Source organism: Abditibacteriota bacterium (genome assembly GCA_017552965.1).
Taxonomy (GTDB): Bacteria; Armatimonadota; UBA5829; order UBA5829; family UBA5829; genus RGIG7931.
In genome coordinates, this window is the sequence record JAFZNQ010000077.1 from 1 (window position 1) to 22,052 (window position 22,052).

The 22,052-nt window shown below is 57.9% G+C and carries 19 protein-coding genes and 1 riboswitch; of the genes, 2 read left to right on the forward strand and 17 right to left on the reverse strand.

What is annotated here, in order from left to right:
• Window positions 1-41 precede the first annotated feature (41 nt).
• From IK083_07215 to IK083_07295, 17 genes are all read right to left on the reverse strand, one after another.
• Complete coding sequence (locus IK083_07215; GenBank protein ID MBR4749339.1) at window positions 42-581, reverse strand: serine acetyltransferase; 540 nt, start codon at window positions 579-581, stop codon at window positions 42-44.
• A gap of 29 nt (window positions 582-610) precedes the next feature.
• Window positions 611-2,374: an S-layer homology domain-containing protein gene (locus tag IK083_07220; GenBank protein MBR4749340.1), complete on the reverse strand. Its 1,764-nt coding sequence runs from the start codon at window positions 2,372-2,374 to the stop codon at window positions 611-613.
• Between the two features lie 38 nt (window positions 2,375-2,412).
• On the reverse strand, window positions 2,413-3,459 hold the full coding sequence (locus IK083_07225; GenBank protein MBR4749341.1) for a response regulator: 1,047 nt from the start codon (window positions 3,457-3,459) through the stop codon (window positions 2,413-2,415).
• Window positions 3,460-3,468: 9 nt separating this feature from the next.
• Window positions 3,469-3,819, reverse strand: a complete 351-nt coding sequence (locus tag IK083_07230) for an Hpt domain-containing protein (protein MBR4749342.1) — start codon at window positions 3,817-3,819, stop codon at window positions 3,469-3,471.
• A 97-nt stretch (window positions 3,820-3,916) separates the two neighbouring features.
• Entirely contained in the window at window positions 3,917-5,284 is a 1,368-nt protein-coding gene (locus tag IK083_07235) for an EAL domain-containing protein (GenBank protein ID MBR4749343.1), read from the reverse strand.
• A gap of 51 nt (window positions 5,285-5,335) precedes the next feature.
• The gene (locus tag IK083_07240) at window positions 5,336-6,931 is read right to left on the reverse strand and encodes a hypothetical protein (GenBank protein ID MBR4749344.1); all 1,596 of its coding nucleotides are present in this window, start codon (window positions 6,929-6,931) and stop codon (window positions 5,336-5,338) included.
• Between the two features lie 2 nt (window positions 6,932-6,933).
• Entirely contained in the window at window positions 6,934-7,980 is a 1,047-nt protein-coding gene (locus tag IK083_07245; protein MBR4749345.1) for a glycosyltransferase family 2 protein, read from the reverse strand.
• A gap of 1 nt (window position 7,981) precedes the next feature.
• Window positions 7,982-9,058: a glycosyltransferase gene (locus IK083_07250; protein MBR4749346.1), complete on the reverse strand. Its 1,077-nt coding sequence runs from the start codon at window positions 9,056-9,058 to the stop codon at window positions 7,982-7,984.
• The gene (locus tag IK083_07255; GenBank protein MBR4749347.1) at window positions 9,055-9,975 is read right to left on the reverse strand and encodes a glycosyltransferase family 2 protein; all 921 of its coding nucleotides are present in this window, start codon (window positions 9,973-9,975) and stop codon (window positions 9,055-9,057) included. Before IK083_07255 ends, IK083_07250 begins: the two co-directional genes overlap by 4 nt.
• Window positions 9,975-10,991 carry a glycosyltransferase family 2 protein gene (locus IK083_07260; protein ID MBR4749348.1) on the reverse strand — a complete coding sequence of 339 codons (1,017 nt, stop codon included), beginning with the start codon at window positions 10,989-10,991 and terminating at the stop codon, window positions 9,975-9,977. Before IK083_07260 ends, IK083_07255 begins: the two co-directional genes overlap by 1 nt.
• Before the next feature lie 2 nt (window positions 10,992-10,993).
• Window positions 10,994-12,190 (reverse strand): glycosyltransferase, encoded by a 1,197-nt coding sequence (locus tag IK083_07265; protein ID MBR4749349.1) that lies wholly within the window; start codon window positions 12,188-12,190, stop codon window positions 10,994-10,996.
• Entirely contained in the window at window positions 12,180-13,511 is a 1,332-nt protein-coding gene (locus tag IK083_07270; GenBank protein MBR4749350.1) for an O-antigen ligase family protein, read from the reverse strand. Before IK083_07270 ends, IK083_07265 begins: the two co-directional genes overlap by 11 nt.
• A 3-nt stretch (window positions 13,512-13,514) precedes the next feature.
• The gene (locus IK083_07275; protein MBR4749351.1) at window positions 13,515-15,416 is read right to left on the reverse strand and encodes a GGDEF domain-containing protein; all 1,902 of its coding nucleotides are present in this window, start codon (window positions 15,414-15,416) and stop codon (window positions 13,515-13,517) included.
• Window positions 15,417-15,426: 10 nt separating this feature from the next.
• Window positions 15,427-16,788, reverse strand: a complete 1,362-nt coding sequence (locus IK083_07280) for a hypothetical protein (GenBank protein MBR4749352.1) — start codon at window positions 16,786-16,788, stop codon at window positions 15,427-15,429.
• A gap of 9 nt (window positions 16,789-16,797) precedes the next feature.
• Window positions 16,798-17,802, reverse strand: coding sequence for a metallophosphoesterase (locus IK083_07285; protein MBR4749353.1), 1,005 nt, complete (start codon window positions 17,800-17,802; stop codon window positions 16,798-16,800).
• On the reverse strand, window positions 17,799-18,935 hold the full coding sequence (locus IK083_07290) for a glycosyltransferase family 4 protein (protein MBR4749354.1): 1,137 nt from the start codon (window positions 18,933-18,935) through the stop codon (window positions 17,799-17,801). Before IK083_07290 ends, IK083_07285 begins: the two co-directional genes overlap by 4 nt.
• Before the next feature lie 2 nt (window positions 18,936-18,937).
• Window positions 18,938-19,633: a sugar transferase gene (locus IK083_07295; protein ID MBR4749355.1), complete on the reverse strand. Its 696-nt coding sequence runs from the start codon at window positions 19,631-19,633 to the stop codon at window positions 18,938-18,940.
• An 84-nt stretch (window positions 19,634-19,717) separates the two neighbouring features.
• A riboswitch (cyclic di-GMP riboswitch) is annotated at window positions 19,718-19,795 on the reverse strand.
• Between the two features lie 187 nt (window positions 19,796-19,982).
• On the opposite strand from IK083_07295, the gene IK083_07300 reads away from it, so the two are divergent.
• Both IK083_07300 and IK083_07305 read left to right on the forward strand, forming a co-directional pair.
• Window positions 19,983-20,240 carry a hypothetical protein gene (locus tag IK083_07300; GenBank protein MBR4749356.1) on the forward strand — a complete coding sequence of 86 codons (258 nt, stop codon included), beginning with the start codon at window positions 19,983-19,985 and terminating at the stop codon, window positions 20,238-20,240.
• Window positions 20,241-20,343: 103 nt separating this feature from the next.
• The coding region (locus tag IK083_07305) for a hypothetical protein (protein ID MBR4749357.1) at window positions 20,344-22,052 on the forward strand (1,709 nt) is incomplete at its 3' end.

Genomic DNA, 22,052 nt, shown 5'->3' on the forward strand with positions numbered 1-22,052 from the left:
GACTAAAAAATCGCTCCCCTTGCGGGGAGCGTTTTTTTTATTTATGAGTCCTTCACCGGCCACGGGTTCAGCATGTCCGTGTTGGGCTTGTCATAGTGCAGCACCTTGGCGTAGTTGCCGGCGGCCGTGCAGTTGGCAGGTATGTCCTTGGTCACCACGCTGCCTGCGCCTATGACCGAGTTGTCGCCTATATGCACGTTTTCCACCAGGCACACGTTGGGCCCTATATACACGTTGTCGCCTATGACCGCCGCGTTGTCGTGGTTGGAGCCTATGGTGGTGTATTGGGACAGGCTGCAGTTGTGGCCCAGGACGGCGGTGCGGTTGACGGTGATGGGGCCTGCGTGGCCTATATACAGGCCGTAGCCGCAGCTCACGTGGATGCTCATCTGTATGTCATGCCTGGTCTGATTCACCAGCCACAGCAGATAGCCCAGATATTTGACAGGGCCCGCCCCGTGACACAGCCTGAAGGCCACCTGCCACCTGAAGGTCTTGTTGGTGAGATAGCACTTCACCAGACTCCCCGCAGAGCAGCCTCCAGTATATCTGAAGCAGTCGCTCCGGATATATTCCCCCATGTCCCGAAGGGCGATCACCTGCTTCGCCATCAGAAGTCCACGCCCACCTGACCGGCCAGCATATGGGCCTTGTTGATCCTGGAAAATACGTCCTTGTGGATGTATCTGTATTTGACGATGACTTCCACGCCCTCGGACACCTTTTTCTTCCAGCCCAGGGTCACCTGGTCGGACTTGGAGGCGCCGTCATAGCGGCGGATGGTCTCATAGTCCAGGAACACAGTGTCCTTGGGAGTCACTGCGTACTCGGACCTCATGTTGTATTTGTGGGAGCCGTCCAGAGACGCCGCGGCGCCCTTGCCGAAGGTGGGCCAGTCGTAGATGTCGTTGTAGTTGGAGTAGGCCCCCGGATACTTGACTCTGTACTGCTCCAGCTTGAAGTCAAAGCCGAACTTGGCCAGGTCCAGCAGCTTCAGCTTCACGTACCAGCCCTTGCTGTTGTCGGAGCCTATGTTGTAGGCTATGCCGGCATAGTAGGGGTCCACGGACTTGTAGCCTGCGTCTATGACAAACTTCTTGTTTCTGTAGAGCACCTTGGCCACCCACAGGGTGGGCTTTTTCTTGGTGTACCAGGTCAGGTCGCCGTTCTGGTCCTGCTGATACCAGACGCCGTTGAGGGTCATATCGCCCCCGTAGCCTATGGGGATGCTGACGGTGCCGCCGTAGTAGCGGGTGTTGTCGGAATGGGTGATGCGCCTGTTGCGGGCCAGAAAGTCCGTGTAGAGGGCGGACACCCGGAGGCCCTTGCTGAAGGTGTAGCCCAGCTCGCCGCCGCCTATGCCGGTGACGGGGCCCTTGATGCGGAAGGGCACGTAGTAAGGGCTGACGAGGATCTTGTCGTTCCAGTCATACACGGGCCGCACCAGCCAGGCCCGGGCGTCAAAGCGGCCCAGACTGCCGGTGTAGGTGACGCCCTCGGTGACGTAATCGGCGTCCCACAGACGGGGCAGCTCGATGAACAGGTTGGGGTCGTCGTGGTTGAATATGTACTGGTTGATCTGGAAGGGCTGACGGCCTACCCGCACGTTGCCCCAGGGCTCCTCCTGGGAGAGGTAGAAATAGTATGGGGTGATGGTGCTGTCTGAATCATACAGCTCCTGATCGCCCGCCGACTTGGCCAGATAGTCCCCCAGTATGGTGCTGGTGACCAGGGTGAGCCTGTCGTTTATCTTAGCGTCCAGATCCAGCTCTATGTCCTTGATGAAGGACTGGTGGCGCCTGGACTTGGTCACCATAAAGTCGTCGCTGTCGTATATCCTGTTGTCGCCGGAGACTATGCCGTCGGCGTAAAACATGGCGTGGCCCTTGATCTTGATCTTTTGCTGGCTCTTTTCCAGCTCGGCCAGCCTCTTGGAGAGGGAGGCTATGTCCTCCGTGAGCTCTTCGCGGCTGAAGTTGAACACGGCCAGCTCCTCGTCAAACTCGGCGCACAGGCGCCTGACGGCGTCCAGCGCCTCGGTGGTGAGGTAGCCGGAGACCACAGGCCCGGGGGTGACGGGGGCCGCCTCCGACTTGGGCAGGAGCTTTTCCAGATCGTAGGCCGTGGCAAAGCCCAGGGTCTCGTCATCCTTCAGGAGAGGGAGCGCCTTGGCTACCGCTGTGGCAAACTCGTATCTGGACAGGGTCTTGCTGCCGTCAAAGGTCCCTTCGGGATAGCCGGTGATGACTCCCAGATCAGCCAGCAGCTGAACGTCGTCATAGGCCCAGTGTCCCACCGGGACGTCCTTGAACACGCCTGCGGCGCAGGCGAGGGAAAGGGTCACAAGTATCAGGACCAGAGTGATCTTTTTCATATATTCATTCCTCCCGGCTGTCAGCAGCCATTTTGGGATCATTTGTTTTTCAGATATTTGAAGCAGTTCATCAGCTTTTCGGAGAAGCAGCCGCACTTGCCTTCGGTGATCATCTGCCAGGCAGTCTCCCTGTCAAAGGCCTTGCGGTAGCAGCGGTCGCTGGTGAGAGCGTCATACACGTCCGCCAGACTGGTGAGCTGGGCGGAGATGGGTATCTCGTCTTCCTTCAGGCCGCAGGGGTAGCCCCGGCCGTCCGCTCTTTCGTGGTGATACAGGCATATCTCCCTGCACACGTTGCCGTATTCCTCGTCCCACAGGCCCGCGGCCTGCTCCAGCAGCCTGGCGCCCTGCTCCGAATGGGTCTTCATCAGCTCGAACTCTTCGTCCGTGAGCTTGCCCGGCTTCAGCAGCACGTTGTCGGGTATCATGATCTTGCCCAGGTCGTGGAGCACGCTGCCCGTGGCTATGAGCTCTATCTTCTCCTCGGTGAGGCCCGACTCGGGATACAGACGCCTGTATTCCACAGCCAGCTCCCGGGTGAGGTTCCTCACTCTCCTGACGTGCTCGCCGCTCTCCTTGTTGCGGGCTTCCACCACGTTGCCCAGCAGCTCTATGGTGCACTCGTTGATGGCTGCCAGCCGCTCCGCCTTTTGCCTCAGCTCTTCGGTCTGGGCGTCCACGGTCTCCTGCAGATGGTTTTTCAGCCAAAAGAGGTCCGCTATGTTCTGGACTCTCTTTCTCATGACCGTAAAGTCTATCTTTTTGGGGATATAGTCGGCGATGGGGTAGCGGAAGCAGCTGGTGATGCTGGCGGCATCCTCTTCTCCGCTGATCATCAGCACCGGCAGCTCCTCCAGAATACCCTTCTCGTTCAGCCGCTCCAGCACCTCTATGCCGTTCATGCGGGGCATATTGATGTCCAGGAGCACCATGGCCAGACGGTCCAGGTGCCGGTCTATGAGCTCCAGAGCCTCGACGCCGTCTCCGGCGGTGAGGATGTGGTCATAGCTGTCCTCCATTGCCTCGCTGAACAGGTCTGCCTGCAGCTCGTTGTCGTCGACTATGAGAATAGAGTCTTTGTTCATCCCTGTGTGTTAGTCCAGCGCTGCTATTGCAGCAAGCACAGTCTCCATGTCCTTTTTTACTTCCTCCACCATGGGCGTCACGTCCACCGTGGGCTCCCCGTGTCTCAGGGCCTCGCACAATACGTCCGAGGACTTGAAGAGCCGGGTCATGGACAGATTGGCGCTCATGCCCTTGACCGAGTGTATGTGGCGAAAGGCTTCGGCATAGTCCTTCTGGGCGAGGCAGGTCTCAAACTCGGCAAAGTCCGTGTTCAGAGCGAACTTTTTGACAAATCTGACTATCCTGGCGTCGTCCATCAGGCGGCCCAGGGCCTCCTGGTAGTTGCCGTCAACGGCAGTGTAGAACTCCTGTATGTTCATGTCTTTCCTCGCTGTGTATGGGGCCTTGGCCCCGGTCCGGCGCTATAGCGCAAAAACTAATATTATGATAGCACGGGTCCCGTCCGGGTGTCAAATCTTAGCCGGCGGGCTCTATCTGCTTTTCGAGTACCAGGTCGTATTCCTCCACGCTGATGGGCTTGAAGAAATAGAAGCCCTGTATGATGTCCACGCCCATGGACTCGGCAAATTCCTTTTGTTCCTGGGTCTCTATGCCCTCCACCAGCACCTTCATATCCAGGGAGTGGGCCAGCTCCACCAGGCTGGAGAAGATCACCCGGTTCTTCTTCATGATGAGGTCGGTGACGAAGGACCGGTCCATCTTTACCACGCTGATATTCAGCTTCTTCAGGTCGGTCAGGGAGGTGGAGCCTATGCCGAAGTCGTCCAGATACACCGGGTAGCCCGCTTCGTACAGGGTGTTGATGTTCTTGCTCATGACCTCCACGCTGGTCTCCGGCACCTCCTCGTTGATCTCTATGATGAGGTTTTCGGGCCGGACACCGAACTTGGCGGTGGTCTCAAAGAACCGGTCGACAAAATTGCCTGCCGACAGGGTGATGCGGCTGAAGTTGCAGCTGATGGGGGGCAGCTCCTTGAAGCGGTCCTGGCGGCAGCTGATCCACTCACAGCACTTGTTGAACACGTAAAAGTCAAACTTTTCGTAGAGGTGCTCGCTGTTGACGGCGCTGAGGAACTTGCTGGGCATGGTCACCGGCATATCCGGGGATATCCGGAGCCTGGTGAGGGCCTCGGCGCCCACCACCCGGTTGTCGCCGGCGGACACGTAGGGCTGGATGATGGTAAAGAACTTGTTCTGGTCGATGAAGTCTTCCAGATTCTTCTTCATCTCCTCGGTGTCAAAGGCGTTTTGCAGCAGCTCGTAGCGGCCTACGGCAAACCGGGCGTCTATGTTTCGGGCGTAGAGAGAGGCCCGGCGGGCCTTGTCCACCGCGTCGTCAAAGCTCACGTTGCTGTTGACGGGGGTGTACTGGCCTATGTGTATGTCCAGCAGGTTGATGGACCTGCGCAGCAGGTTGGCCTTGGTGTCCCTGGTGGCAAACTCTATGGCAAACTCCTCCAGACGCTTGTTTTCCCGGGAGGCCACCAGCACGAAGTTGTGGCTGTCGATGCTGCAGGCTCCCAGAAAATCTCTGGGGTTCAGGGCCTTGGCCACCTCGTTCTCCAGATAGTTGTGCACCTGCGCGATCTGGTTGTAGGTGTTCTCGGTCTGGAGCCGGTGGGTGAAGATGTTGATATACAGCACCGGCGTGGTCAGAAAGTCATAGTTGTTGTAATCATCATACAGACGGCGCAGGGCGGTACGGGTCATGAGCTTGCCGTAAGGCAGATCCGTACGCAAAGAAATGTTGATGAGTTTGATGGCGTAATACACCAGCGCGCTGAATGCGACGATGAAGAGCGCCGCTGCCATGAGCTTATCCATTGATCACTCCCGGCCTTATATATTTATATTGTATCATATTTTGCCGCCTGCTCAGCCTTTTTTCCCCATGCCCAGGCGTCCGGCTATTTTGGCCAGCTGGCCTGCGGCAGTGTGCTTCAGATAATCGAATTCCTGCAGCCGGTGATAGACTGCGAGATACACCAGATTGGTGACCGCTATGCATACCGCCAGCTTTTCAAAGAGCCCTATGACGCCGCCGTGGGTGTGGGCGCACAGGAAGCTGCACAGCAGATAGGCGCAGCAGGTGACCGCAAAATAGAGCATGTAGCGGAACATGAAGCCCGCGCAGCTCCTCTTGAAGCCCCAGCGGTATATGACCCAGGGCTCCACCCAGAAGGGCACCAGCAGGGTGCTGACCACCGTGCCCCAGAGAATGCCCGCGATGCCCCAGAGCCTGGTCCACCAGATGGAGATCACCAGATTGAGTATGGACTCGGGGATCACCTTGTATTTGTCTATCTGGAACAGGGACCTCTCTTCCGTGTCCTTCTCCGACCTGAAGGTCTCTCTGGCGGAGCCTATGGGCAGGCGCATGCAGTAGAGATAGAGATTGACCACTATGAGCAGCACCACGCTCTCGGGAAAAGTAAACTCCCGGGACCCCATCCACAGCAGGATGAAGGGGTTGTACAGGACGGCCAGGGTCACGCAGATGCACCCGAAGAGCCAGGCCGAGAAGAATATCAGGTTCTCGAAGGCCCATTTCCTGTGCTCCGCCGATTCCGTGGCGTTCAGATGGCCCATGGTGGCGGTGATGGAATGGAACACCGGGTGTATGACGCCCAGGAGCCCGATGCGTATCACCATATAGTTGCTGTATATGCCTGCCGCAGCCACGCTGACCAGCTTGCCCATGATGAGGGTGTCTGTATAAAACACCACCACGCCGCCCACCTTGTGGAGGGCGTTGGCAAACACGTTGCGCTTCAGCAGGTCCTTGTCCTCCGCGGGGAGAGGCTGAGCCTTGCCCTTGCGGAGATAGGGATACATGCGGTTCGTCTGCACCGTGATCCACAGATTGATGGCCACCGTGGCCAGGATGGAGATGCCCAGATACAGAAAATAGTTGCCAAAGAGTATCAGGGCGCCTATCTGCACTATGCCGGAGATGATCCTCACGGCGGTGGTGATCAGGGTCTCCACAAATTTTTTCTGGTCCGCAAAGAGCAGGGTGGCCCTGTATATGAAGAAATAGCTGACGCCTGTGTTGACCACGTTCATCAGGAAGATGAGCCATATGTGGTCCACCGGAGTCTCCATCTCCGTGACAAGATACTTGCTGAAGGGGCACAGCGCGGCGCCCGCCGCCAGTATGAAGATGCCCACGCCCAGATATATCTTGCGGAAGGCGTTCATGAGGACCCTGACCTTTTCCGTGTCCCCGTGGGCCACGGGCCTGTACAGCGAAAACAGCATGCTGTTGGCTATGCCCAGCTCGGCCAGACTCAGCAGATTGAGAGTATCGCCGAACATGCTGTTGATGCCCAGATACTCTACCCCCAGAACGTCCGCGAAGATCCTTCTGGAAAAAAAGCTGACGGCCATGACCAGCAGCTGGCAGGTGAAGGCAAAAAACATGTTTTTTGTCATCTTGTCCAGCCTGGTGGCGCCGGTGTTGTCTGTCATTGTCACTCTTCCTCAAATAGCTTGTGGGCCGCGTCTATGAGAGCCGCGTCCTCCCGTCTGCAGCGGCGGACGAACAGAGTCTCATAGACAAAGGCGTATATACCCAGCGTAAGGACTCCCTTGCAGAAGAGCCCGGAGGATATCTCCCGCTTCCGCCTCAGCTCGTTCAGGTGCTCCACAAGGACTCTGCGCAGGGAAAGCCCGTCAAAAAAGCCCGAGCGGCGGTTGGCCCGGAGGAGCTTTTTGTACTCCTCCAAAAAGCTGCCGTCCGAAAAATCGCTGCAAAAATACAGGTGGTCTGTGTAGCTCGCGGAGTCTGTCTCCGTGTAGCCCAGGGTCCGGGCGAGAAAGTCCTTCATGATGCCCCGCCTTTCCTCCTTTTGCTTGTCGGAGGTGTTGGCGGTGATCTGGCCCGGATGGAGCCTGTAGAGCAGCAGGTAGTCCTTCTGGACCGCTATCTTGTGTCCCGCTGCCGCTATGTCCGTCCACAGCTTCAGGTCCTCGGTGCAGGTGTGGGCCACGCTGTAGCCGTGCTCCCTGACCCGGTCCATGCGGGCTATGACGCCCGGATGGAACAGGGGCACCGTCAGGAGCAGCCTGGCCATGGTGTAGCCGGCGCTGTATTCCTGGCCTGTGACCGCGGCAAAGCGGCGGCCCTCCCGCAGGAACATGCAGCGGCAGCTGCTGACGGCTATGTCCGGGTGGCTCTCCATATATTCGTATTGCTTCTCCAGCCTGTCCCGGCGGCAGACGTCGTCCGCGTCTATGCGCACCATATATTTGCCGGCGGCCTTTTCCAGAGCCCTGTTCAGGGAGGCCTGGAGCCGCAGGTTGCGCTCGTTGCGGAAGACGCGCATGCAGGGCAGCTGCTCCTGCCAGCGGGCCAGTATCTCCGGGGTGCCGTCGGTGGAGCAGTCGTCTATGACCACCAGCTCCCAGGGGAGACCGAAGGTCTGCCGGGCCAGGCTCCGGAGAGTCTCGCCTATATACTGTTCTCCGTTGTACACGCAGAGTATCACGCTGATAGCGGGTGTGGATGTTGATGTCATATCAGTCTGCCAGATACAGCTCCCTGTATTTGCCGGCGCACACGCCTATGTCATACTGTCGGGAGTCCCGCAGATTGTTGGCGGATATGCGCTCTCGCAGCTCCCGGTCTCCGGCCATCCTGACGATGGCCTCGGTGAGGCCCTTTTGGTCCTCCGTGCCGCACAGCAGGCCGTTCTCGCCGTCCCGCACTATGTCTATGACGCCTCCCGCCCGGGTGCTGACCACCGGCAGGCCGGCGCTCATGGCCTCCAGGACCACCAGAGGAAGCCCCTCGTAGGAGGAGGACATGAGATACACGTGGGACCGGCCCATATATTCTTCCACCTTGTCCGTGACTCCCGCCAGGCGGACGCAGTCCTCCAGCCCCAGAGCCCCCGCCAGGTCCCTGAGCTCCTGCTCCAGCTCCCCGGCGCCTATGATGGTCAGGTCCGCGGCGGGACAGTCCCTGCGGGCATCCGCAAAGGCCCGGAGCATGAGAGGATAATTTTTCTGGCTGCCCAGCCTGCCCACCGCCAGAAAACGGACGGGGCTGTCCGGAAGGGCGCTATAGGGCTCCCGGCGGGCGTATCTCCCGGTGTCTATGCCGTTGTAGATGCAGGGGCCCTCCACGCCGTAAAAGGCTTTGAGGGACTGCCGGCAGGTGTCGGAGATGGCCACCGGTATCACCTTGCAGCATTTGAAGCCGAAGAGATTGATGTATCTCATGTAGCCCGTGGCGTCTTTTTCCGCCAGGTTGTGCACCGTGTACAGGCATTTTTTTACCCGGGTGCGCATCAGGGGCGGCAGCAGATACTGCATCACCTTCAGATGAGCGTGTATCACGTCCGGCCTGTATTCCCGGATGACCTTCTCCAGCCTGACCCATATACCCGGGTCGAAGCCGGGCTTTTTGTGGAGGCACACGGTCCGCAGGCCGTATTTCCGGGCCAGCAGGGCGGCGGGAGTGTCCTCAAAGTGCAGATAGGTGACTATGAGAAAGTCCAGCTCTTCCCCCTGCAGGGAGCCCGCTATATCCACGGCTATCTTTTCGCCTCCGCCGGACCACAGGGACGGCAGGAACACCAGTACCTTTGTCATGCCTTGTAGTATCTGTCGTATTTGATCTTCAGAAACACCACCATGGCCCGCAGGTATGCCCGGGGGGTCAGGGTGAAGCCCCATCCCGCCATCAGGGAGCGGCACTTGGAATAGGGCGCATTTTTCAGCTGGTTCATCAGCATGACGTTGACGCAGGCTATGACCAGCCGGGTCTCGTGGGGCAGATGCTCGGTGAAGCGGGAGGTCCGCTTCACGTAAAAGCCCAGCTGCTCCATCCTTTTGTTGGCGTCCGTGTAAGCCACGAACCTGGGGTTCTGATTGTTGTGTATGCCGCCTATAATGGGCAGATAGGCAAACTTGTATTTGGACGCCAGCATGGCGTGATAGCCCCAGTCCACGTGGCGCTTGTAGGCTGTGTCGTAGCCTCCCACGTCCAGGATGGCCTTGCGCTTCACCACCACGTTGGAGGGGTTGATGTATATGCTGTGTATCAGCAGATCGTAGAGTATGTCTCCCGAAGGCATCTGTCGGGTGTTGAAATGCATGGTCAGCCCGGGCCAGCGCACCTCTATGGCGGTATAGACCGCTCCCCAGGAGTCGTCCAGAGCCGCCAGAGTCTCCACGCACTTGGTGAGCTTGGTGGGGTCGGGATATTCGTCATCGTCGTCCAGAAAGGCTATGTATTCCCCCCGGGAGATGGCCAGACCCGCGTTCTTGGAGGCGGGGTCGCCTATATTTTGCTCGTTGGGAAGATAGGTGATCCTGCCGCTGTCTATGTAGTCTGCCAGGGCAGCCCGGGTGGCCTGCTGCTTCTCGGAGCCCAGGCCGTTGTCGTCCACTACTATGATCTCCACGTCGGGATAGTCCTGCCCGAGCACGCTGTTTACTGCGCCGGAGACGCATTCCGCTCCGTTGAAGGTGTTGATGATCACAGATACCGGTGGCTTGTCGTTCATTATCTCTTGCCCTTTAATAGTCTTTTTATGTCCTCGACGGACTTGTACAGCATATACGCGCCGGCGGCGTTGCCCGATCTCAGGCAGCTCATGATGATGCGGGTCTTCAGGGAAAAGCCGCTGAAGGCCGCCTTTTTGAGCCAGGGTCTCAGGGTGTCTCCCTTCAGATAGGCGGCTATCTTAGGCAGATAGCCGGGCTCGCCGTTGTTGGCGTACATGATGATGAAGATGAAGCAGGTCATCATGACGTAGCGGGCCAGCTGCTCCCCGAAGCCGGTCCCCTCCGGAGCCCGGAGAGAGGCCAGATACCTCACGGAGTTTTCCAGCTGTTCAAAACGGGTGGTCTTGAACAGGGTGGATTCGGAGTCGCCCCGCTTGCGGTACACGTAGCGGACCTCATGGCTGACGAAGACGGACTCCGCGTCAAAATATATGGGCGTAGTGCAGCAGGTGTCCTCTCCGAAGGACACGTTGTCCGGCACGGAAAACTGCCACCGGGCCTGCATCTCCCTCTTGATGGCCTTGCCGCAGAGATAGTGGAGTATCCTGCCGCCCCTCTCGTCCAGAAGCACCCGGGGGAGTATGGCGCGGGCTATGTCTTCCTTATTATACAGCCCCGGCTCGTGGGGCTCCTTTTCCACCGAGCTCTCCCTGTCGTCCGTGAGGGCAAAGGAGATGACGTCGGGCTGCCGGTACCGGTCCGCGATGGTCCGGGCATCCTCCAGCAGGCCGGGCCGTATCATGTCGTCGCTGTCCAGATTGATGACGTATTCGCCCCGGGCCTCCCGGAGCCCCGCCTTTCTGGCGGACACCAGCCCGCCGTTGGGCTTGTGTATCACTCTGAAGCGGCTGTCCCGGGCGGCGTATTCCTCGCAGATCTCGCCGGAGCGGTCCGGGGAGCCGTCGTCCACCAGGATGGCCTCATAGTCTCCGCAGGTCTGGGCCAGCACGCTGTCCAGACACTCCCGGAGCCAGGGCTCCGTGTTGTATATGGGGATGATGACCGAGAACAGCATCCTCAGGCCTTCCCCTCCATGGCTTCCCTGAATATATCCAGCAGCATGTCCAGATACTTGTCGATGGTGATCATGCTCTCTCTCTTTTCACGGCAGCTCCGGGCCATGGCGGCCAGCCGGTCCGGATCGGACATGAGCTCGTCTATGGCCGCGGCCAGAGTGTCTCCCGTCACGGGATCTATATGCTTGCCGGTGACGCCGTCCTCCACCAGCTCCGCCATGCCTCCGAAGCCGGCGGTGATCACCGGAGTCCCCAGAGAATGGGCTTCCAGTATGGTGAGAGGACAATTCTCATACCATATGGAGGGCACCAGCATGCAGGCGGCCCGGCCTATGAGGCTGAGGAGAGGCTTGCCGGACATAAAGCCCATAAGCTCCACGTTGGGCAGGCCCTTCAGCAGGTCTTCCTCGGGCCCGGAGCCCGCTATCTTAAAGCGGACGTGGGGCAGCTTCAGGGCCGCCTCTCTCACGGCGGCGATGCCCTTTTCCTGGCTCAGCCGGCAGGCCATGACCACGTAGGGCTCCTTGGCGCCGTCATCAGCGTCGGGCAGCTCTATAAAGTTGTGGATGGCGCAGGTCTTGCCCGCAAGGTCCGGACGCCCCTCAAGGAGCATCTTTTCCATGAAGCGGCTGGGGCATATATACCTGTACACCTTGCGGTAGGTGTCCTTTTTCAGGTAGAGCTGGGCTTCCAGAGAGCCGATGATGCTCTTGACGAGAGACTCGTGGATGCATTTGTAGCGGGCGCAGTTCCACTTGCTGCCCCGGACGCACCGCTCGCAGATGGCCTGCTCCTGCAGGTTGTAGAGCATGTGGTTCGGGCAGATGATCTGAAAATCGTGGACCGTCTGTATCACCGGGACTCCCGCGTCGTGACAGGCGTCTATCACGGAGGGAGTCAGCTGAAAGTTGATGTTGTTCATGTGGACCACGTCCGGCCGGAAGAGCCAGAGCACCTTCCGGAGACGGGCCTTGGCTTCGCCGGAATATATGATCCTGAAGGGATAGGCAAACCGGTCCAAGCTCTTGCCCCGGAAATCCATATTGCGGGTGTATTCGCCCCAGGAGTTGGTCACCGTGTTCTGAGGATCGGCCATGCCGAAGTATTCCACCGTGTGGCCCAGCTCCGAGAGCCTGGCCCCCAGCTTCAGCATATAGATGTCCGCTCCGCCCCGTGGGTAGAGGAACTTATTGATCATGAGTATTTTCACGCTCGGCCTCGCTTTTGTTGGCGTCGGATATGAATCCGAAGAATCTTCTGTCCGCGTTGCGGACCCGTTTGTCAAAGTCGCAGCTCATCATGAGCATGGCTACGGTCAGGGAAAACAGCGGATACAGCAGCGTGTTGTCGGTACACGAGTTGATGATCTGCATGATGATCAGGGCAAAGACGAATATTTCGGCCCTGATGTGTTTTTCCCTCCCGAAGAACTTGGTCCTGACCACCGTAAAGGCCAGATACCAGAGCAAAAAGCCCACAAAGCCCAGGTCTATGAACATCATGAGAAAGTCGTTGTGGGCCGATACCACGGCGACCTTGCTGCCCTCCATCTCCTTCATCTGATAGACGGTAAAAGCCATGCCGTTGCCGGTGAAGCTGGGGGAGAACTCGTAGAACCTGTTCAGGTGTCTGTAGATCACGTCGCGTCCGCTGGTCTCCACGCCCGCGAGCTCCAGGTCGGTGAAAAAGTCGTTCTTCACCAGGGCGATATAGCCCAGCAGCAGCACGGTGATGACGATGAGGACCATGGATATGATCTTGGATATATGATAGCTGTTTCTGATCTTGCTGAACCTGAGGAGCAGGAAGCCTGTCACAAAGGCCACGCCTATGGCCAGAATGGCTATACGCTTGAAGGCGGACAGGAAGCCGAAGCCTGCCAGCGAAAACAGCAGGGGATGCTCCTTGATGTATTTGGGAAAGAGTATCATGAGCAGCAGAAAGCCGCCCAGACAGAAGGCCAGCTCGTGGACCTCTGCCTTCAGCATCAGGGGACCGGTGACTCTCGCAAAGGTGGTGACCAGCGTGATGAACTGCTGCATGTATTCGCCTACGCCGTTCTGAACCATGATGGTGAGAATGGTCATGAAGTTGGCGATGATGACGGCGGTGAGATAGCGCCAGATGCCCTTTTCGCCCCATATATACAGGAAGACTCCGGCGCATAGCGCGCCGGAAATGTCGCATTTGTATATGAAGTAGGAGTTGATGCCCCTTTCGATGATGGGTATGGGCGTCTGCTTGGTGAACCAGATGAACAGGCTCACGGTGGCCGTGACGAACAGGGCCACCGAATAGGCGAGCGCAGACTGGCCTATGACGTATATCCTGCCAAGATTGGGATATACGAGAAAATAGGCTATACCCGACACGATGATGATGATCATGAACAGGTGCTGGTAACTGAGCAGGATCCTGGCAAAGTAAAAGGAGTTGTTGATGAAATAGTTCATCAGCACTGCCAGGCCTACAAAATAGACAGTTACCAGCTTTTCTGCGATCGCGTTTTGATTCTGCATCGGCTATTTGTTGTCTTCCCGGACGGGCGCTGCCGTGCGGTCTGCCTGCTTGGTGATGGCCTTGGACAGCAGACCTCTGATGGCGCGGATGTCGTTGCGGGAGGTCTCGGACATACCCACGGAGTAGTTGATGGTCACGCCGGTGAACTTATCCCGGTTGTCCAGCAGCAGGGAGAACCTTTGGAGCAGATACTCCACCGTGATATAGTCGGTGCGGTTGATAAAGATGATGAACTGGCTGGAGCCGTTGTACACCTTGAAGGTGTCGGACTGGGCAAAGAGCTCCCGGAGCATGTCGGCAAAGTACTTGATGACGTTGTCGCCGCCCTCGCGGCCCAGAGCCTTGTTCAGATCCACCTGGTTCTTGATGCTGATCACCGCGCACACAGTGCCGTCGTCCAGCACCTTGCGGCCGTTGGCCTGGAGGAAGTTGTCCAGGCTCTGCCGGTTGTTGAAGCCGGTGAGATGGTCCGTGAAGAAGGTGTAGCTGATGATGTCGTTCAGGCGTCCGATGAGAATGGCGGAGCCCAGACACACTATGATCAGGAAGAACACGGCTATGGCCATATACATGGGTATGTTCAGGCCTTCCTCCACCGCGACGGTGGAGAGGGTGGTGATATTGGACTGGCCCAGGAACTCGTTGTATTCGTCGTTGGTCTTGTCCAGTATCTCGTAGAGGTCCGTGAGCTCGGTGACCAGCTTCTCTATCCTGCTGTCCGTGTCTGCCACCAGCGCGTCGTAGTCCCGATTGGCTATCTGGTAGCAGGTCTTGTCGCTCCACTGGCAGGTGTCGCCGCAGAGCCCCTTGCAGGTGGTGAAGTGATTCCTGATGTACTTGTAATACCTGATATCGATGAGAGCGTTGGACTTGTTGACGGAGTGGTCTCTCCAGGAGATGATGTGCTTGTCATAGGTCACGGTGTGATCCGCCACCTCCCAGGTCCATTCCTCGGTGTCGTCCTGGCTGTCCACGGTCTTCTTGCTGGTGCCGTGATCGTACAGAGGATCGGTGATCTCTGCCACGTCTATGGACTGCCTCATGTGCTCCCTGTAGTCGGATATCAGGGTGTAGAGGTCGTCTATCTGCTTTTGCTCCACCTGAGCGTTGATGGAGTTCTGGGTGATCCTTTCGCTGTAGTTGCTGTTCAGGATGCGCTTGTTCTTGGTGAGCTGATGCTCCAGGATGTCGGAGTAGATGGCTGCTATCTCCGTCTCCTGTATGTAGGTGAACTCGTTGGCCAGATCGGCGAAGCTGTAGCCGGTGGCGGAAGAGCGGAAGGCGTATTCGCCCTCGGCCCGCTCCCACAGGCTCTTGACCGTGTCTGAGGTGCTGGACTTGATGATGTCCATCATCTCCACGTAGTCATAGTTGGAGTTGTAGATCTTGCCGATGGGGTTGGAGAAGGCTCCCGTGTTCAGATACTTTTTGCCGAACTCGGAGAAATAGGTGCTCAGCACCGCGTCCAGCACCTTGCGGGCGAACAGGGGCCCCTCGTGGTTGCGGGCGTTGAAGGAGACTATGACCGTGTCGGGCTTGGGCTCGTATTTCTCACCCTCTTCCAGCATGGCGGCCTTCAGGGTCTCCTCGTCCTTGTCCAGGATGTCCTGGGTCTTGATGCGGCTGATCAGAGAGTCGGTGGAATACTGGCTCTTGTCCAGCTTAAGGTAGTCTATCACCTTGGACATGATGGCGCTGGTCTTGATCTCGCCTACGTCCAGCTTGCTGCCGTCCGGAGCCTTGCCCTGGGCGGCGCCCCTGTATTCGTATTTGATGACCGCGGAAGCCTTGTAGGTCTGCGACGAGGACAGGAAGGTATATACCAGGAAAGTCAGCAGCAGACAGGCGGCTATGATATAGGGCAGATACTGCTTGATATATCTGGAAAGCTGTAATTCTTTCATGTGTGTCTCCTTATGCTCCCAATCTTCCTTCCAGGTAGTCTCCGGTCACCGACAGGACGTAGAGGGCTCCGAAGAACAGCAGGGCTATGACAAAGCACTTGCAGCCTGTCTGGACCGGCGAAGGCCGGGCCACCTGAGCGGATATGACTCCGTTCATGCGGGTCTCGGTGTATGCCTGGGCCGCGTATCTGGCGTCCTTGGATATCTGTACCAGGGAGTCGCAGATGGCGGCTATTTCCTTGTCCAGGACCGGGTCGCTGCCCATGGTGTGGGGGTTGGACCTGAGAGATTCGGCAAATGCGGTGTTGCGCTTGACCTTGGTCAGCAGGCCTCCCGCTTCCTCCGAGGCTCCCTTGGCGGCCATGGACAGGTCGTCCAGACCTACCTTGGTCTGGCCCATGTAGTAGTCCTTGTTTTCGTCTATGGTGGGGACCAGAGCGATGCGGGTCATCTCCGCCGCATACATGGCTATGGCCTGATTGTTGATGTTGAAGCTGGAGTTCGCCTTTTGCATGTCGAAGCCCATCATGTTGTTGTTGAAGGACAGACGCTTCAGCAAGCGGGCGGAGTCCTTGCTGACGCCCTTGTCCCTGATGTAGGCCAGCAGGTCGTTGTCCAGCTGTTCCTTGCGGATGTTGCCGGATTTGGCGGACAGGGAGGCAAAGCCCGTGCCGTCCTCGGTCTTGAAGCTGGGACTCTCGGCATTCAGCTCTGACATGTAGGAGGAGATGTTGTCCGCCCTCATGGACAGATAATAGGCTATGTCGTAGTAGTCCATGTTCTCGAACTGTTTGGCTTCCTCGGGCTTGAACACCAGCAGGGAGTAGTTGCGGGCGTACTTCTGTATGAAGACTTCCTTGAAGCTGTCCGCCGCCAGCTGTATGACGGTGGCAGGCTCCAGTCCTTTGGTCTCCTTGTTGGCCCTGTAGCTCAGGCGGAACTCGGTGGAGATGTGGTAGCTCTCCTTTTCGTAGCTGTAGCCCTGGACCGTGGGGGACACCGAAAGAGCCTTTTTGAGCCCCTCCTTGGTGACGCCTTCAAAGCCGCCCTTTTCGATGGTGCGCGTCAGGACGTCGTCGGAGAGGATCTCCGTCATGCTGAAGCGGGTCTTGTTGGCGTTCTGGGCCTTGGAGGCCTCGCTGTAGTTCAGGGTGATGAGCCCTGTGCCGCTGATGGAGTTCTGGGCATTGGAGGCAGCAAACAGTATGATGAAGCACAGTATGCCGCCCAGCAGGGTCCACAGCCTGACCTTGCGCTTGACGCCCATGACCTTCTTGATATGCTCTATGGTGTAGTCATTGGATTTGTGGCAGATGCTGAAGGCGGAATACACCACAATGACCACTATGGCTAATAAGACAAGTTTCTGCATGCGCCTCTCCTAATACCTGTTTACGTCGATGATGACCAGCTCGGGCCTGTTGTTGATCCTGATGGGGCCCTTGTTGGTGAGGCCGGTGTTGACTATGATGACGGAATGCTTTTCATAATACACGCCGCCCATATAGCACTTCACCTTGCGGAATACGGGCAGCACGCCCGACTCTCTCTCGTAGATGGGGCCCAGCTTGGGCAGGACCACCACGCCGCCGTGGGTGTGGCCGGCCAGCACCAGGTCGCCCCAGCTCTCGCCCGGCTTTTCCTGGAGCAGGTAGGGCTCGTGGATCAGGGTCAGCTTGAAGTTGTCTTCCTTCTTCCACACGGCGTCCGCAAAGGAGTTGCCCGCTCTGGACCAGAATATCTTAGGGTCGGAGTGGAGGACGCCGTAGATGTCCACGGTGTTGCCGTTGATATCTATGGTCTCCTTGCTGTCCCTCAGCAGATGGATGCCCGCTTCCTCCAGAGGCTTCCACAGCATGTCGGATTCCTTGCGGGCCTTGGAGTAGTCCCAGGTCCACTCGTTGTTGCCGTAGATGAAGTAGGTGGGCGCCACCTGGGCGGCGTCTGCAAAGAACTTCATGGTGGCCTTGCGGGACAGGGACCTGTGGTCGGTCATGTCGCCGGTCATACATATGATGTCCGGCTTCAGGGCCTTGATGCGCTTCAGCAGAGCGGCGTTGTTCTTGCCGTACTGGGTGTCGTGCAGGTCCGAAAGCTGGATGATGCGTATGTTGCCTTCCACCTTGCCGCAGCCTACCTGATAAAAGGTCTCCTCAAAGGTCTTGTTGGAGAAAAAGCTGATGGCGATGACGATCACTGCAAAGGCCAGAACTATGCACACTGCCGCCAGAAAGCCGTAGAAGACCTTTTGCTTCACTGTCAGCTCATCGGAGCTCTTGGTCTGACCAAAAGCCTCAAACACTCCCTCGGAGAGCTTGCCGGAGACTGCGTCCCAGGTCTCTTTGGAAGCGGAGACTATTTTGTCCTTGGTGTCTTTTTGGTTCATATCTTTTCCTTCTGTCTGTCTGCGGGCCCCTCTTCAAGGCCTGTGACCTTCCTGTACAGGGCTTCGGTGGCCCGGACCACCTTGTCGTAGCCGTATTCTGTTCTGATATATGCAGCCTGCTCCGCGAGCAGGGCTTCGTCCTTGGGGGCGGCGAGGCATTCGCGCAGCGCCTCCGCCAGGGAATCCGTGTCTCTGGAAACAAAGCTCTTGCCGAAGCGCCCGGTCACCCGGGTGTTCTCCGGTATGTCGCTGGTGAGGACGGGAGCGCCGGCGCTCATAGCTTCCAGCAGGGTCAGGGCCAGGCCCTCAATCTCGCTGGGCAGCACGTACAGCCGGGTGTTGGAATAGAGCTCCCGCAGCGCGTCGCCTGTGACAAAGCCGGTGAATATGATGTTCGGGTCGTCCTTGGCCATCTCCTTTATCTTCGCGCCGTAGGCGTTGTCCGGTACCTCGCCGGCCAGCACCAGCTTACAGTCCGTGTCGGTGCGCCGGAAGGCGTCTATGAGATAATGGACTCCCTTTTCCTGGTCCAGCCGGGCCAGAAGCAGGATGTAGCCGTCCTTTTCCAGGCCGAACTTTTGCCTGATGATATCCGGCGGGCAGGGCTCCACGGGAGTGACGGCGTTCCTGATGATCACCGTTTCCCTGCCGTATTTGTTGCGAAAATATTCCTCGGCCTCCTCCGACAGTACTATGACTTCGTCGGCGTATCGGGCCAGCATCCTTTCTGCCAGCAGGAGATACCCGGAGGCAAACCTGTTCCAGCGGCCGATGCCCCAGTTGAGCCCGTGGACCGTGGACACGGTCTTTTTGCCCAGGAAGTGGGGCACTATGAGCATCAGCGAGGGACCTATGGCGTGGTAGTGATACACGTCATAGCCCTTGCCTATGGCGCAAAAGGTGGCCGTGATGCTGTAGAGCAGGGCGTTCAGGCTCTTCTTGGGAGACGTGGAGCAGCGATAGACCTCTACGCCTTCCTCGGTGTAGTGATTGGAGCCCTTGCGCTTGCCCCTGTTGAACACGGTGACGGAGTGGCCCATGCGCGCCAGCCGGGTGGCCAGCTCATATACCACTACCTCCACGCCGCCTGCTCTGGACGGAAAATCCTTGTGTCCTATCATGGCGATCTTCATTGTCAGCAGCCGTCCTTGTTAAGCATGAGGACGAGAGTCTTGAAGATGAGACTCAGGTCCAGAAATACAGTGCGGGTCTTGATGTACTGGATGTCCATCTCGATCCACTCGTCAAAGGGTACGTCGTTCCGGGAGGGGGTGGTCTGCCAGATACTGGTGAGACCCGGAGTGACCACCAGCTTCAGCTTCTGGTAGTCGTCAAACTGCTCCACCTCGGCGGGGAGAGGGGGTCTGGGACCCACCACGCTCATGTCTCCCTTCAGCACGTTGAAGAATTGGGGCAGCTCGTCCAGGCTGAACTTCCTCAGGATACGGCCCACCGGCGTGATGCGGGGGTCGTTCTTGATCTTGAAGGCGGGGCCGTCGGCCTCATTCTGAGCCATGAGCTCCTTCTGGAGAGCCTCGGCGTTCACCACCATGCTGCGAAACTTGTACATAAAAAATTCCTGCCCGTGGCGCCCTATGCGCCTCTGCTTGAAGATGGGCCCTCCGTGAGGGTCCGTCAGCACTATGAGCAGAGCGATGACTATCAGCAGCGGAGATGTGATAAGTATTGCAAATATGGAAAAGACGACGTCAAAGGCCCTCTTCCTGAGCCAAAAGTTCTTCTTGCGGGTGCGGAAGAGCTCATCCATCCTTTCACGGGTCCGCTGGTCGACCTTGCTGTAGTCCATGAAATTGGATTTCTGCTTTTTCATTCGATATCCTTAGAATAGTTCCTTGATTTCGTAGTACCTAAAAAATAAAATAGCCCGCTGCTCCTTTTCCTCCTTGTGACGGAATAGTGCAGCTGGCTGCCAAAAGATTCAGGCCCTGTAGCTTTGCGTCACCGCCTTTCGACGGCTTTGCCTTTCTTGCACTATTGATTATACTCTCTCCGAAGCTGTTTGTCAAGATATTCTCTCAACAGAATCGATTTTTTTGATTTTACCTCCTGCAGCCCAAAAAGCATGGCGTCAGGGCCGGGCCCCCGGGACTGACGCTTTGGCGTGACGCCTCTCAAAAGCGTATGTTATAATGATGTTGAAGAACAATGAGGAGTAATGCATGAAACAGCTTTTCGTCCTGCCGGAGGGCAAGCCGGCGCTGCCCGTCGGGAAGGCCGGGGAAAACAAGGTCAGCTGCGAGGCGGATCCCGGCAACAACACGGAGCCGGTCTTCACCCCCAAGTTCAAATACCGGGACCCCAAAGACGCGGGCTCGTCGGACGACCGCCGGACAGGCATAGGCCTTCGGGAGGTCAGGGTGACGGGCGGCCCCCGGGCCAGGCTCTTTTCCGCCAACGACATGGCATACGCGGAATAAAAGACCTGCTGAGACGCCCCGGGTTTTTGACGTTTTTTTGCGCCGCGACCCGGGGTATATGCTATAATGATACTGAGAAAATACTTTAGAATAGGAGTATATGGTGAAAAAACTATTGCTTTCCCTGCTCGTCATACTGAGCGTTTCGGCGGTATTTGCCGCCGGGTCCGACTTCAACGTCATGGACTACGGAGCCAAGGCCGACGGCGCCACCGACTGCACCGAGGCCTTCCAGAAGGCTCTGGACGCCGCCTTTGCCATCGGCGGCGGCAACGTGTACGTTCCCACCGGTGATTATGCCTTTCAGGGCACCCTGAAGGTCAAGTCCGGCGTGTTTCTCGTGGGCACCCATCAGGCGCCTCCCGCCAACCGCAACGACCATATCGCCGCCCAGAACAAGACCTACAACGGCTCCGCCCTCAAGGTCTATGCCGGCAAGAACGACCCTGACAGCGACGCCTTTATCACTATGGAAGGATCCAACTGCGGCGTGAAGGGCCTCATCATCTCCTATCCCGAGTGGGCTCAGGAGACGGTGCCTCCCATCCCTTATCCTCCCTGCATCGCCGGCTACGTGGGCGACAACCAGAACGTCATCGACTGCCAGCTGGTGAACCCCTACGAGGGCATCAAGCTGGTGGGCGTGGGCCGCAGCTACATCCGCAACGTGTACGGCTACCCCATCAAGAGAGGCCTCTACATAGACAAGTGCTTCGACATCAGCCGTGTGGAGAACTGCCACTTCTGGCCCTTCGGAGTGGCCTACAACCAGACCGAAAAATACTGCGAGTGGATCAACAAGAACGGCGTGGCCTTTGAGTTTGCCCGCACCGACTGGCAGTACGTGGCCAACTGCTTCTGCTTCGGCTACGGCGCCGGCTACAAGTTCAGCCAGTCCGACGCCGGCAGCTGCAACGGCAACTTCCTGGGTCTGGGAGCCGACTGCTGCACCAACTCCGTGCTGGTAGAGGCCTGCCAGGGACCGGGCCTGCTCATCACCAACGGCGAATTCGTGGGCCGCTGGTCCTCCACCGATTCCTGCCCGGTGAACATCCTGAAGTCCGCCGCCGGCAAGGTGAGCCTGATGAACTGCTCCTTCTGGGGCCCCATCAACACCTGCATCCGCACCGCCAGCCCCGACGGTCTGCTGTCGGTCATAGGCTGCCACTTCGAGAGCTGGAACACCACCGCCATCGAGATGAACGGCGGCAACGGCATCATCCAGGGCAACACCTTCAACGAAAAGGTGCCCCAGATAGTCCTGAACAGACAGACCAAGACCGCCATAGTGTCCGGCAATATGTGCCCCACGGGCATCCGCATAGACAACAAGATAGGCGACCGGGCCCAGATCTCCCTGAACAGCCCCGGGCTGCCCGACAAGATGACCGCCGAGCAGCAGAAGAACTACAAGATCGACGTGGGGGCTTCTCACGAGAGCATGTATTTCACCAACTGGTATCCAGGCGAAGCCGCCGGCGAGTTCAAGACCGGGGGCACCAAGCGCTGGGCCATGAAGGGCGAAAAGATCACCCTGCCCGTGAACAAGAACACCCGCTACACCGTCACCTTTGATATGTACGTCCCGTCCATGGCCTGGGAAGAGGGCTGCGGCATGATGCTGGGGGGCAAGCTGGTGCTGCCCGTCAAGAAGGCCGGGGAAAACAACGTGTACTGCGTGGTGAATTCCGGCAACAACACGGAGCTGGTCTTCACCCCCAAGTTCAAGTACTGGAACCCCAAGGACACGGGCTCCGCGGACGACCGCTGGATAGGCATAGGCCTCCGGGAGATCAGGGTGATCTCCGACTC